The organism is Nocardia abscessus NBRC 100374, from assembly GCF_000308455.1.
In the GTDB taxonomy this organism is placed as follows: domain Bacteria; phylum Actinomycetota; class Actinomycetes; order Mycobacteriales; family Mycobacteriaceae; genus Nocardia; species Nocardia abscessus.
The window spans coordinates 18645-32612 of record NZ_BAFP01000063.1 but is presented as its reverse complement, the minus strand read 5'-3'; the positions used below and the strand labels follow the sequence as shown (position 1 = coordinate 32612).

Here is a 13968-nt window from a genome sequence, read left to right as displayed (position 1 = left end):
TCGGTGGTCCGCGCGAAGCCGATTCGCGCGGGCCACTTCCCGTCCGAGGGCAGTTCGACTCGCGCGGCGGCGCGACCGGCCAATACGGTCACCGGGACCGAATTGCCGTGCCGTGCGACATCGCAGGCGAACCATCGACGAGGATCATGCCGAGATTCACCCAGCTCATCGCCGTGCTCACCGCCTGCCTGATCGGTGCGGCACTCGCCGCGCCCGGCGCGGCGGCACAGCCGGACCGGACCGAGCAGCCACCGCGGTACGCGCCGACCATGCTGATCCTGGACGCCTCCGGATCGATGCAGCGGCCGGACCCGGCGGGCACCATGATGGATGCGGCGAAGAACGCGGTGCGCGCGTTCGTCGCGGCCGCGCCCGCCGAGTCGAAGGTCGGCCTCGTCGCCTACGGCACGGGCACCGGGAACGCCGAGGCGGAGAAGGCCGCCGGATGCCGGGACGTCCACCTGCTGCGGCGTGCCGATCCGCTCGACAAGGCCGCGCTGACCACCGCCGTCGACGGCATCCAGGCGCGCGGCTGGACGCCCATGGGTCCCGCGCTGCGGCAAGCCGCCGATGCCATGCCCGGCCCGGGTCCACGCTCGATCGTGCTGGTCTCCGACGGTGAGGACACCTGCGCTCCACCCGACGCGTGCGACATCGCACGGGAAGTGAAGCAGCGCGGCATCGATCTGGTCGTGCACGCCATCGGGTTCGCGGTGGACCCCGCCGCCCGCAACCAGCTGACCTGCATGGCACAGGCCACCGGCGGCACCTACACCGACGCGGCCGACGGTCGCGCACTGGAGCGGGTGCTGCCGCGCGTGAGCGCCGCCGCTCTGCGCAACTACCGCGCCGCGGGAATACCGATCACCGGCACCGGCTCGCACGACACCGCGCCGGTCGCCGCGCCCGGCCAATATCTCGACACCATCGGCCGGCAGGAGAAGAGGTACTGGTCCGTCGACGTGCCCGCGGGGGCGACCGCCTACTTCAGTGGGACGGTGTCGTTCCCGCGCGTCCGGGACGTCTCCGTGACCGAGGATCTGAACACCTTGCAACTACGCGTATACGGCGCGGACGGTCAGGATTGCCATGCCTTCGAATCCGAGCTGACCACCAAATCCAGTGACGGTGCGGCGCTCACCATCGCCAAGACCTGGGACGGCGCGACCAAAGAGCGCAGCGGCAGCGCGAGCGGGGACAAGTGCCGCGGAGGCGGCCGCTACTCCTTCGCCGTGACCTGGGACAAGGTCTCGGCGGGCGTCCCGGAGCGCCTACCGGTCGAGTTGCTGGTCGGTATCGAGCCCGGGGCGACCGACCCTGGCCCGGCGGCTGCCACCACGCCCACGGCATTCACCGAGCCCACCGGTTCCGGCACGCCTGTGACCGGTGGCGGATCGTTCAACGTGGCCGCACCGCTGCCGGGCAGTGGTCGCTACACCGATACCCTGCGGCAAGGCGAGTTCGTGTTCTACCGTGTCCGGCTCGACTGGGGCCAGGGCCTGGCCTACCGGGTGCACTACGGCGGCAACGGCGGGCGCGGACTGGACAACATCTCCAATATCCGCACCACGCTCTACAGCCCGATCCGCCAGGAGATCGAGTCCGATTTCTCCGCCTACACCGGCACCGACACCGTGCTGCCGACGAAGGACGCGAGGGCGACGGTACCCGTGCGCTACGCCAATCGGACCGCCGACGACATCAAGGCCCGCAGGCAATCGGTGCCGGGCTGGTACTACATCGCGGTGAAAGTCGGCTCGACCTTCGAGCAGGGCGACGCGGCGCCGGTGCCGATCCGGCTGGACCTGACCGTCACCGGCGGTCGGGAACCCGGGCCGACGTACTCCTCCGGCGTCGCCGACGGCGTCTTCGGGGAGAAGGCCGACACTCAGCGGGTCGCGCAGCGCACCGACGCGGTGGCCGCCGCGGACGCGGCAACGGAGTCACGGAGCGAATGGCTGCTCGTCGCGGGTCTCGGCGCCATCGCCGTCGTCGTGGTCGGTGTCATCGCGGGCGTGCTGGTGCTGCGCCGACGCGGCTAGCCGCGTCCGGCCGTCAGCCGGGTGACGGGCAGGTCGGCTCGGGCTCGGGCTCGGGCTCGGGAGGTCCTCCGGGTCACGCGTTCAGCGCGTCACCCGATGTGCTCGATCCCGAGTTTCCCGGCCAACCGGGTGAGGTAGGCCCGCACATCCTCCGCCGGGCGGTCCGGCAGCCCGAAAACGACTTCGGTGACGCCGAATTCGGCCCAGCGAGCCAGCTGCTCGGCGTCGTGCCGACCGGCGAGCGCGACGACCTCGGGGGTGCCCGCGCGCTCGTGCTCGCGCCACACGCGGTGCAGCAGGTCGATCTTCTGGTCCAAGCCGTCCTCGGTCGGCGTGGTGATCCATCCGTCGGCGTGCTTCGCCAGCCAGGTGAAGTTCTTCTCGGTGCCGGCCGCGCCGAGCAGGACCGGGATGCGCTTCTGCACCGGCTTCGGCCAGGACCAGCTCGCCCCGAACTCGACGAACTCGCCGTCGAAGTCGGCCTCCTCCTCGGTCCAGAGCACGCGCATCGCCTCCAGATGCTCGCGCAGCACGGTCCTGCGCTTGCCCGCCGGCACGCCGTGGTGGGCCAATTCGTCGGTGTTCCAGCCGAATCCGACGCCCAGGCTGACCCGGCCGCCGGACAGATGGTCCAGCGAGGCGATGGTCTTGGCCAGCGTGATCGGGTGATGTTCGGCGGGCAGCGCCACCGCGGTGGACAACCCGATGCGCTCGGTCACCGACGCGGCGGTGCCGAGCGCGACCCACGGGTCGAGGGTCCGCAGGTAGCGGTCGTCGGGCAGGCTCGCGTCGCCGGTGCGCGGATGCGCCGCCGCGCGGACCACGGGGATGTGGGTGTGCTCGGGGACATAGAACGTGTCGAAACCGGCACGTTCGGCGGCCACCGCCGCATCCGCGGGGGTGATGCCCCGATCGCTGGTGAACAACACGATTCCGTACCGCACCGTACGCGCTCCCATCGCCGAAATTAGAACAAGTTCTACCACGATTCGCCGGTCCGACCAAGGGGGACGGAGCCGGGACCGGCACGCCCGCGCCCACCCGCACGGATGCCAACGGCACATCGGATGACTAGGTTCGCCTCCATGGGTCCTGACGCATCTTCCGTAGGCGATGTCACCACCGCACGGGTGGATCACCTCGGCTGGCGTCGCGGGCTTCGCCTGCGACGCGCCCGGCCGATCCCCGTCGTCAGCCAGGCCGTCGGCCTGCTGGTCGCGGACCGGCAGGCGACCGCGGACACCATCGTCACGGCGCCGACGCCGTTGCAGCCGATCGATCTCACCGACGACGCCCGGGTCGCCGAAGTCCTCGATCTCGCGGTCCGAGTCGGTGAAGTGGTGCTCGCCTCCGGCACCGGCGTGGTCGACACCACAACGACGGTGCGGTTCATCGCCGCCACCTACGGGCTGTCGCGCTGCAGCATCGACGTCACCTACGACGCCATCCGCATCTGGGCCGACCGCGGGCCGGCACTGCCCCCGGCCAGCACCATGCGGATCGTGCACTATCGCGCCCTCGATTTCACCCGGCTCGCCGCCGTGGACCGGCTCACCCGCCGGATCCGCAACGAAGTGGTCCCCCCGAACCAGGCCCGCGCAGCGCTCGACGCGATCACCTCGGCGCCGCATCCGTACCACCGGTGGACCGCCACCGCCGCGTGGTCGCTGATGGCGGCGGCGATCGCCGCGCTGCTCGGCGCGGGCGCGCTGGTGGCCGCGGTCAGTTTCGCGACCACCGCGGCGATCGACCGCACCAATCGCGTCCTCAACCGCTACGGGCTGCCGTTCTTCTTCCAGCACATGGTGGGCGGGGCCATCGCGGCGATGCCGGCCATCGTGCTGGCGAGCCTGGCCGCGCGTTTGCAGATCGACGTCGACCCGACCCTGATCATCGCCGCCGGAATCACCGTGCTGCTCAGCGGATTACAGCTGGTCGGCTCGGTGCAGGACGCGATAACCGGTGCGCCGATCACCGCGACGGCCCGCATGCTCGAGGTGATGATGATGACCGGCGGCATCATCGCGGGCATCGCGCTCACCCTGCACGTCGCCGATCTCCTCGACGCCACCGTGCCACCGGTCTACCTGTCCTCCGCCCGCGACATCACCGACCTGCCGGTGAAGATCCTGGCCGGTGCGGTCGCCGCCCTGGCGTTCGCGCTCGCCTGCTACGCCGAACGCCGGGCCCTCGCGGCGGCCGCGGGCAGTGGCGCCGCGGGCACCATCTGTTTCCTGCTCATCCAGCAGGCCGGATTCGGCCCCGTGATCTCCTCCGGCGTCGCCGCGACGCTGGTCGGCCTGGCCGGTGGCCTGATGGCCCGCCGCGCGCTGACGCCCCCGCTGGTCGTCGCCGTCGCGGGCATCACCCCGCTGCTACCCGGCCTCAAGGTCTACCGCGGGCTCTACGCCCTGCTCAACGACGAACTGCTGATCGGTGGCAACCAGCTGCTGTCGGCCTTCGGCATCGGCTGCGCGCTGGCGGCGGGGGTCACGCTCGGTGAGTGGTGCGACCGCACTGTGCGCAGGCCGCGGATCCTGCGCCGGTTCGGCTCGCTGCGCCGCCCGATCGTGCGGCGTCGCCGCCGGTCGGCGCCCGCGCGCTGAGGCGCGAGGTGCATGCGCGCCGAACGCCCGCCCGGTACCCTCTTATCGAACTGGTCAGGGCGGCCCGAATCGGCGGCGGCCCCGGTTGAGGTGAGGTGGTTCGGGCATGTCGGAAGCAGTACCGTTCTCGACGCAGATCCGCACCGCCACCGCGCGCCAGCATGCGGAGGCGGAGAACTCCCGCTTCATGAGCGACATGCTCGGCGGCTCGCTCGGCGTGGACTCGTATCACCGCTACACCGGTCAGCTCTGGTTCATCTACCGCGCGCTCGAGGGTCGCTGGAAGACACTCGCCGATGATCCGGTCGCCGGGCCGTTCATCCGGCCCGAGCTCGCCCGCACCGCGGAACTCGAACGCGACCTCGCACATCTCATCGGTCCCGGCTGGCACACCGGTCTGGAGCCGCTGCCCGCGACCGCGGCCTACGCCGAGCGCATCGATGAGTGCGCGCGCGACTGGCCCGCCGGGTACATCGCCCACCACTACACCCGCTACCTCGGCGACCTGTCGGGCGGACAGGTCATCCGCGGCACCGCGGAAAAGCTGTGGAACCTGCCGCATCGCGGCGACGGCGTGCGCTTCTACGTCTTCGACGGCGTCGGCAACCCCGCGGCGTTCAAGCGCGAATACCGCAGCCTGCTCGATCGCCTGCCGCTGGACGATCTGGAACGCCGCCGCGTACTCGACGAGGGTCAGCGCGCCTTCGCGCTGAACAGCGCGGTGTTCGAGGAGCTCGCCGAGGAGTTCCCCGCCGCTCAATAGCGGGCCGGGCCGAGCCCATCGTCGCTGTGGCACGCGGAATTTCGGCCGTCGTGCGCGAACGCCGGAGACATGGGACAGTCGTGGTATGAGAGCGCGCCGTCGCATCGCCGTGGTTCTTGCCGGTCTTGTCGGTGTCGGTCTGGTGGGGGGTTGCGGCACGACGTCCGATCCCGGCGCCGGTCCCGGCTCGTCGACGGCGGCACAGATCGTGCCGTTGATCTCGACGAACGACCTACGTCCCGCGCAGCCGGACGAGGTGCACCTGTTCGGATTCAACGACCTGCACGGACATCTCCAGCCGCCGGGCGGATCCACCGGGAAGATCGCCGGACACGACGCGGGCGGCGCCGCCTACCTCGCCACGCATCTTGCCCGGCTGAAGGCCGCCTATCCGTCCAGCGCCGTGCTGGCGGCGGGAGACAACATCGGAGCGAGCCCGTTGGTGTCGGCGCTGTTCCACGACGAGCCGACGATCACCTTCCTGAACAACACCGGAGTCGCCGCGTCGGCGGTCGGCAACCACGAATTCGACGAGGGCGTCCGGGAATTGGCGCGCCTGCAGCAAGGTGGCTGCGCTCTCGACGGATGCTCGCCCGGCGCCCCGTTCACCGGTGCCGGGTTCCCGTACCTGGCCGCGAACGTGGCCGACGCGCAGGGCAACCTGCCGCCCGCGCTGCGTCCGTGGACCTCGCTGGAGGTGGGCGGGCACCGGATCGGCGTGATCGGGACGGTGACGCCCGATACCGCGAATATCGTGCTGCCCGAGGGCATCCGGGGCTATCACTTCGGCGACGAAGCCGCCGCGATCAACCGCTACGTGCCGGAGATGAAGGCGGCGGGCGCCGAAACCATCGTGGCGCTGGTGCACGACGGAGGCGCCCAGCGACCCGAGCGGGACGCGCCGCTGGACTACAACGGATGCGCGAACGTCACCCCGAACGTGACGGGGCTGGCCGAGCGGATCGACCCCGCGGTCCGGGCGGTGTTCACCGCCCACAGCCATCAGCCCTACGTGTGCACCGTCGGCGGCAAAGTGATCACGCAGGCGGCCTCGTACGGACGGCTCATCACCGATGTCACACTGCGTTTCGGCAGCGACGGCGTGCAGGCCTCGGCGGTGAACCGGGTCGTGACCCGCGAGGTCACACCCGACGCTCCGACGACCGCTCTGATCGATTTCTACACCGAGCAGTCCCGGCCCCGGGCGGGCCGCGTCGTCGGCGCGACCGCGGATGCCCTTCCACACGGCCCCGGCCAGGCCGGCACCTCACCGCTCGGCGAGGTGATCGCCGATTCCATGCTGTCGGTCACCGCGGGCCCCGCCTCCGCGGTCGCGGCCTTCATGAACCCCGGCGGTGTGCGCGCCGACCTGAAGCAGGGGCCGATCACCTACGGCGACATCTTCACCGTCCAGCCGTTCGGCAACCAGGTCGTCACGCTGACGCTGACCGGCAGCCAGATCCTGCGTCTGCTGGAACAACAGTGGAACGACCCCGCGAAGCCGACCATCCTCTCCCCCGCCGGTATCACCTACACATACTCCGCCACCGCCCCCAAGGGCGCGAAGGTGATCGCGGACAGCGTCCGCGTCGGCGGGCAGCCGCTCAACCCCGTCGCCACCTACCGGATCACCACCAACAGCTTCCTCGCTTCCGGGGGTGACGGGTTCACCGTCTTCACCGAAGGCGCCGATACCGCGGCGGGCCCGACCGACCTTGATGCTTTCGAGACATTTCTCCGGGACAAGCCCCCACTGCAGGCGCCGCCCGACCGCGTGGAGAAGAAGTAGCCGTCTGGAAGTAGCCGCACCGGACGCTGCCGGATTGCTGGACACTCGACCAGATTGTGGGTAACTGGAAATCTATGTAACACATACCGTTTGACCTGCACATTCGGGTGACCAGTCCCACAGGCCGAACGGGTCATGATCGCTTGCCGGTGCCACACGCGGTCGATTACTGTTCAGTAATAAGTCAGGACGAAGGTGTTCCTACTTTCGGCCCGACGTTCTGTCGCTGGGGGCCGAGCGACGCTGTCCGGATCCATTGCCGCATGCCGGATGACTTGTGCGACAACATGGTTCGAGTGAACAGCAGGAGAGTGCGATGGCCACTTACATCGTGACGGGCGGAACCGGATTCTTGGGCAGGCGGGTCGTGCAGGACCTCCTGGATCGCGACGCCGAGGCGATTGTCCACGTGCTGGTGCGCGAAACGTCGCTGGCGAAATTCACGGATATCGCGGCGGGTTGGCGCGGCGCGGAACGTGTCTTCGCGCTGATCGGCGATCTCACCGCCGACGGACTCGGCCTGGCGTGCGAGGCACCGCAGGCCGACCACGTCGTCCATCTCGGCGCCGTCTACGACATGACCGCCGACGAGGACACCGCGCACGCCGCGAACGTCACCGGCACGCGCTCGGTGCTGAGCTTGGCGCGCGAGCTGGGCGCGGTGCTGCACCACGTCTCCTCGGTGGCGGTGGCGGGCGACCACAAAGGCAAGTTCTTCGAGGAGGACTTCGACCTCGGACAGCAACTGACCTCGCCGTATCACCGCACCAAGTTCGCCGCCGAGAAGCTGGTGCGCGAATCGCGCGGCGTGCGCTGGCGGGTCTACCGGCCCGCGATCATCGTGGGCGATTCCCGTACCGGCGAGATGGACAAGATCGACGGCCCCTACTACTTCTTCAGCGCGATCGCGAAGCTCGGCACCCTGCCGTCCGATCTGCCGTTGCCGCTGCCCGATCTCGGCGCGACGAATATCGTTCCGGTCGACTATGTCTCGGCCGCGATGGCGGAACTGATCCGCCGCCCCGGCCTGGACGGCCGCACCTTCCACCTGGTCAACCCCGAGCCACAGCCGTTCGGCGAGGTGTACAGCGCCCTCGCCGCCGCGGCGGGCGCGCCCACCGGCGTGGGCACACTGCCGGGCAGCGGGCTGGCGCTCAGCGGTCTGGCACACCTTCCCGGGGTCGCCACCGTGCGCGATTTCCTGCTCGAACAGCTCGGCATCCCGGCCGAAGTCGCTCCGCACACTTCGTTCTCCGCGGAGTTCATCAGCGACTCCACCCGCGCCCAGCTGCGCAGCGCCGGGCCGACCGTGCCGTCGTTCGACAGCTACGCCGAACGCCTGTGGCAGTACTGGCGTGACCACCTCGACCCGCAGCGCGGTCGCGTGACCGTCTCCGGCGACCCGCTGGCCGGCCGGGTCGTGCTGATCACGGGCGCGTCCTCCGGGATCGGGCTGGCCACCGCGCACGCCGTCGCCCGGCGCGGCGCCAAGGTGCTGATGGTCGCCCGCGGTCACGACGACTTGGCGGCCGCGGCCGACGCCGTGCGCGCGGAAGGCGGTGTCGCGCATACCTATCCGTGCGACATCACCGACTCCGAAGCCGTCGAGAAGCTCGTGCAGTGCGTCCTCGACGACCACGGCCACGTCGACTACCTGGTGAACAACGCGGGCCGCTCGATCCGCCGCTCCGTGCTCAACTCCACCGACCGGATGCACGATTTCGAGCGCACCATGGCGGTGAACTACTTCGGCGCGGTCCGGCTCATCCTCGGACTGCTGCCGTCGATGCGGGCGCGCCGCTTCGGGCACGTGGTCAACATCTCCTCGATCGCGGTGCAGACCAAGGTGCCCCGGTTCGCCGCCTATGTGGCGAGCAAGTCGGCGCTGGACAACTTCAGCGAGATCGCGGCGGTGGAGAACCGGGATGCCGGAATCACGTTCACCTCGGTGCGGATGCCGCTGGTGCGGACCCCGATGATCGCGCCGACCGATCTGTACCGGGCACTTCCGGTACCGGATCCGGAGCAGGCCGCCGCTATCGTGGTCCGCGCGCTGGAGGACCGCCCGGATCGCATCGACACACCGGTCGGCACCTTCGCGCAGGCGGTCGAGTTGCTGATGCCGTCGGTCAAACGCCAGATCATGCACCAGGGCTTCCGCCTGTTCGGGGAATCCCGCGCCGCGCGGGGCGACTCGGACCGCCGTCCGGCCGAGGAGTCGACCGCCGAGCAGGCGCCCAGCCGCGGCGCGCTGTCCGTGCTGGCCCCGGTGATCATGCCGCTGATGGCGCTGCCCGCCCCCGCGGCGCGCGTCGCCCGCGTCGTTCCTGGTTTGCACTGGTAGCGGGCACCCCGGACGGTGGGGCCGACCTCGGTCGGCCCCACCGTCCGGATTCCCGTTTCCGGGATGTCACACCCGGTACACCGTGAACTCGACCGCGGGCCACATGGCCCACCGGTAGTCGGTGTGCGCGGCGGGACGGATGCCGCCCTCGCACACCGGATCACCACTCGCGCAGTAGTTTCCGGTTCGCCAGGCGTATCGGTCCGGCACGCCCCAGCCGATCAGCCGGATGGGATCGCCGAACAGCAGCACCGCCGACACCCGGGATTCCAGGTCCGCGGGCAGCGAGTGAATGCCGCCGAGCGCGGTCACGATGCCGGTGCCGAGCACCCCGTGGGTCACGACAGCACCTTGCGAGAAGCCGACCAGGATGAACCGCTGGTCCGGGCACCTGGCCGCTTGCCACATCACATGGGCGGTCATGTCCTGGGTGCCGCGGCTGATCGAGGAGGGATCGAGCAGGTCGGCCGGATAGTCCACCCGGTAGGCCTGCGAGTCGACCGGAAGTGCTTGCCACAGCGCGTCATAGAGCGGGTCGCCCACCACCGAACCCAGATATCCGGGTTCGTGGGTGCCTCTCGCGACGACGACGTCGACCGCCGCACAGGACGTCGCCCATGCCTGCAATCCCGTCGCCGCCCCGAATCCCGCGACGAGCAGTAGCACGGCAAACGCCCTTACCACACGCCACTTCTCGAAATGAATTACCTTCCGATTGGCCATCGTACTCACCTACTCACGCCGTTGTGAGACAGCCGATCGACACTTGTCAGTGACAATTACGGCTATATCCGCGAAGGTAAGAACGGCTCCCAGGGCCGTCAAGGAACTCCATCCGACCGATACGGACTCAGCGCCGAATCGTGTTCTCCGAGCCCCTACGGCACGAGAACCGCTGCGCCGGTGAACCGTCCGTGCGCGAGATCGGTCAGCGCCCGATCCGCCATGTCCAGGGAGTACCCGTGCGTGGTCAGATGTATCCGGTGATCGGCGGCGAAAGCCAGGAATTCGCGGGCGTCCGCGCGGGTATTCGCGGTCACCGAGCGAATCTCCCGCTCCTGGAACAGATGCCGCTGGTAGTTCAGCGCGGGAATGTCACTGAGATGGATACCGGCGACGGCGAGTACGCCGCCCCGATCGAGCGCCGCCATGGCGGGCGGCACCAGGTCACCGACCGGCGCGAACAGGATCGCCGAATCCAGCAGCGCCGGAGGCGGATCCGCCGCGCCCTGCACCGACGCCGCCCCGAGGGCGGACGCGAGCTCGCGCGCGGCCGGATCCCGTGTCATCACGTGCACCTCCGCTCCCTGCGCGGCGGCCACCTGGGCGGCGATGTGCGCGCTGCCGCCGAAGCCGTATATGCCGAGCCGCCCGCCCGGCGGCACGGCGGCCCGCAGCAGCGCCCGGTACCCGATGATGCCGGCGCACAGCAGCGGAGCCGTGTCCGCGTCGGAGTAACCGGGGGGCAGCCGCAGCGCGTATGCCGCAGGAACGCGAGCGAATTCGGCGTACCCGCCGTCGGCATCCCAGCCCGTGTAGGCCGAATGCGCACAGAGGTTCTCCGCCCCGCGCAGGCAGAATTTGCACTCCCCGCACGTGTGCCGCAACCAGGCGATGCCCACTCGATCCCCGACCGCGAAACCCTCCCGCTGCGCACCCTGACCGAACGCGACGACCTCGCCGACCACCTCGTGCCCGGGCACCACTGCGGCGCGGTGTACCGGAAGATCCCCCTCGGCCACATGCAAGTCGGTCCGGCACACGCCGCAGGCGAGAACACGCACCAGCAGATCCCCCGGGCCGGGTTCCGGCACCGGCGTGCGCTCCGCGTGCAACGGGCCGCCATCGATCGGCCCCGGCCTGCGCACCCGCCAGCACCGCATCGAGGTCCTGCCGCCGGGGAGTTCGCTCATCGCCGGATCACCTCGCACCGATAGGACCGACACGGATCGGGCAACCCGGCCCCCCACCGGGGTGCGCCGGATTCACCCTACTCGGCGCATTCGGCCGTGCTCGGCAACGCAGTCTGATACGTTTCTGTATCGAGTACATTTCTGTATCCGATGATCGGTCGAGGCCGAACCGAGGAGGTGCCCGATGGCGTCCGACGCCGCGCAGGCCGCGCCCGCCCGGGTCACCCGCCGCCGCGCCGAAACCAGGAACCGGCTGTTGAAAGCCGCCTACGAGGCGTTCGCCGAGGAGGGCTTCGGACGCGCCACCGTGGAGCGGGTGTGCGAACGCGCCGGGTTCACCCGCGGGGCGTTCTACTCGAATTTCAGTTCGCTGGACGAGCTGTTCCTGGCCATGTGGGAGCAGCGCTCCACGGCGATGCTCACCGAGGCGAGCGCGATTCTCGACGGGATCGCGGCCGGAGGCGCCGATGACGTGCGCACCGCCGTCGAGCGCCTGGAACGAGCGGTTCCCGTCGACGAGGGCTGGTACCGGATCACCGCGGAATTCACCGCGCACGCCCTGCGCACCCCCGCGCTGCGCCGGGTGATGGCCGCCCGCGAGGAGGCCATCGTGGCGGCGCTCATGCCCACCATCGTCGCCGCGCTCGCCCGCGGCGGCCGCACCGTGCCGGATCCCGAGTCGTTCGGCCAAGCGCTCATCGCCGTGCACGACGGCACCAGCGTGCAGGTCCTGATGGAGCCGGACAGCCGCGCCGTGCGCGCGCGGCGCACCGAACTCTTCCACCACGTCGTGCTGGCCTACAGCACCGCAACCGAAGGATGAACATGTCCCACAGCAGCCCCGAGGTGACGCCGGAGGCGGACGTCCTCGTCATCGGCGCCGGGCTGGCCGGCCTGGTCGCCACGCACGAGCTGGTCAAGGCGGGTCGCACGGTGCACGTGCTCGACCAGGAGAACCGCAACAACCTGGGCGGCCAGGCGTTCTGGTCGCTGGGCGGCCTGTTCTTCGTCGACAGCCCGGAACAGCGGCGCCTCGGCATCAAGGACTCCTACGATCTCGCCCTGCAGGACTGGCTCGGCTCGGCCGGGTTCGACCGCGACGACGAGGACAAGTGGGCCAGGCAGTGGGCGCAGGCGTACGTGCGGTTCGCGGCCACCGAGAAGCGCGACTATCTGCGCGATCTCGGCCTGCGCGTGACCCCGCTGGTCGGGTGGGCCGAACGCGGCGGCGACCGCGCCGACGGGCACGGCAATTCGGTGCCGCGCTTCCACCTCACCTGGGGCACCGGCCCCGAGGTGGTGCGGGTCTTCGCCGAGCCGGTCCTCGAGGGCGAGCGGCGCGGTCTGGTTCGCTTCAGCTTCCGCCATCGCGTGGACGAACTGATCGTGGCGGACGACGCGGTCGTCGGCGTGCGCGGCACCGTGCTCGAGGACACCGATCTCGAGCGCGGCCGCGCCTCGTCCCGGACCGCGGTCGGTGAGTTCGAACTCCGCGCCAAGGCCGTGATCGTGACGTCCGGCGGCATCGGTCACAACCACGAGATGATCCGGCGCAACTGGCCCACCGAGCGACTCGGGCCGTGCCCGAAGACGCTGATCTCCGGCGTGCCCGCGCACGTCGACGGCCGGATGCTCGGCATCACCGAGGCGGCGGGCGGCGCGATCGTCAACCGGGACCGCATGTGGCACTACACCGAGGGCATCGTCAACTGGGATCCGATCTGGCCCGACCACGCCATCCGGATCATCCCGGGCCCGTCGTCGCTGTGGTTCGACGCGAACGGAAAACGGTTGCCCGCACCGTGTTTCCCCGGGTTCGACACCAATACGACGATGAAGGCGATCCTGAAGACCGGCTACGACTACTCCTGGTTCGTGCTCACCCAGTCGATCATCGAGAAGGAGTTCGCGCTGTCGGGCTCCGAGCAGAACCCGGATATCACCGGTAAGGATCTCAAGCTCACCCTGAAAAGCCGCGTCGCCAAGGGGGCGCCGGGGCCGGTCGAGGCGTTCAAACAGCACGGCGTCGACTTCGTCGTCGCGGACACGCTGCGTGAACTGGTCGAAGGCATGAACAAGATCGCGCGCGGCCCCCAACTGGACCACGACGACCTGGAACGCCAGATTGTCGCCCGCGACCGGGAACTGGCGAACAAGTACAGCAAGGACAGCCAGCTGATGGCGATCGACAACGCGCGCCGGTACTTCGGCGACAAGGCGGGCCGGGTCGCCAAACCGCACCGGATCCTCGACCCGGCCGCCGGACCGCTGATCGCCGTGCGGCTGAACATTCTCACCCGGAAGACTCTGGGCGGCTTGCAGACCGACCTGGATTCGCAGGTGATCCGGCCGGACGGCACGGCGTTCCCCGGTCTGTACGCCGCGGGCGAGGTGGCCGGGTTCGGCGGCGGTGGCGTGCACGGGTACAACGCGCTGGAGGGCACCTTCCTCGGCGGGTGCATCTTCTCCGGCCGGGCCGCCGGACGTGCGCTGGCCGCGAAACTGGCCTGA

At 70.0% G+C, this 13968-nt stretch carries 10 protein-coding genes; 7 read left to right on the top strand and 3 right to left on the bottom strand.

Features of this window, described 5'->3' with window-relative positions; all coding sequences use genetic code 11:
- Positions 1-146 precede the first annotated feature (146 nt).
- Positions 147-2042 carry a vWA domain-containing protein gene (locus ON19_RS11955; protein ID WP_043690188.1) on the top strand — a complete coding sequence of 632 codons (1896 nt, stop codon included), beginning with the start codon at positions 147-149 and terminating at the stop codon, positions 2040-2042.
- Between the two features lie 89 nt (positions 2043-2131).
- Here ON19_RS11955 and ON19_RS11950 read toward each other — a convergent pair whose 3' ends face one another.
- The gene (locus ON19_RS11950) at positions 2132-2986 is read right to left on the bottom strand and encodes an LLM class F420-dependent oxidoreductase (RefSeq protein ID WP_043690321.1); all 855 of its coding nucleotides are present in this window, start codon (positions 2984-2986) and stop codon (positions 2132-2134) included.
- A gap of 237 nt (positions 2987-3223) precedes the next feature.
- On the opposite strand from ON19_RS11950, the gene ON19_RS11945 reads away from it, so the two are divergent.
- The 4 genes from ON19_RS11945 (at position 3224) to ON19_RS11930 (ending at position 9544) form a co-directional block, all read left to right on the top strand.
- Positions 3224-4648 carry a threonine/serine exporter family protein gene (locus ON19_RS11945; RefSeq protein ID WP_227955041.1) on the top strand — a complete coding sequence of 475 codons (1425 nt, stop codon included), beginning with the start codon at positions 3224-3226 and terminating at the stop codon, positions 4646-4648.
- A gap of 106 nt (positions 4649-4754) precedes the next feature.
- Positions 4755-5411 carry a biliverdin-producing heme oxygenase gene (locus tag ON19_RS11940; RefSeq protein WP_043690186.1) on the top strand — a complete coding sequence of 219 codons (657 nt, stop codon included), beginning with the start codon at positions 4755-4757 and terminating at the stop codon, positions 5409-5411.
- Between the two features lie 85 nt (positions 5412-5496).
- Positions 5497-7200: a bifunctional metallophosphatase/5'-nucleotidase gene (locus ON19_RS11935; protein WP_051168776.1), complete on the top strand. Its 1704-nt coding sequence runs from the start codon at positions 5497-5499 to the stop codon at positions 7198-7200.
- Positions 7201-7516: 316 nt separating this feature from the next.
- Entirely contained in the window at positions 7517-9544 is a 2028-nt protein-coding gene (locus ON19_RS11930; RefSeq protein ID WP_043690184.1) for an SDR family oxidoreductase, read from the top strand.
- Between the two features lie 66 nt (positions 9545-9610).
- Here the strand turns inward: ON19_RS11930 and ON19_RS11925 are convergent, their stop codons facing one another.
- Entirely contained in the window at positions 9611-10267 is a 657-nt protein-coding gene (locus tag ON19_RS11925) for a cutinase family protein (protein ID WP_051168775.1), read from the bottom strand.
- A 155-nt stretch (positions 10268-10422) separates the two neighbouring features.
- Positions 10423-11427, bottom strand: a complete 1005-nt coding sequence (locus ON19_RS11920) for a zinc-binding alcohol dehydrogenase family protein (RefSeq protein ID WP_043690311.1) — start codon at positions 11425-11427, stop codon at positions 10423-10425.
- A gap of 214 nt (positions 11428-11641) precedes the next feature.
- Between ON19_RS11920 and ON19_RS11915 the strand changes: the two genes are divergently transcribed.
- A complete protein-coding gene (locus ON19_RS11915) occupies positions 11642-12280 on the top strand; it encodes a TetR/AcrR family transcriptional regulator (protein WP_043690182.1) in 639 nt (212 codons plus the stop codon).
- Entirely contained in the window at positions 12277-13968 is a 1692-nt protein-coding gene (locus tag ON19_RS11910; protein ID WP_174377689.1) for an FAD-binding dehydrogenase, read from the top strand. The genes ON19_RS11915 and ON19_RS11910 overlap by 4 nt, the downstream gene beginning before the upstream one ends.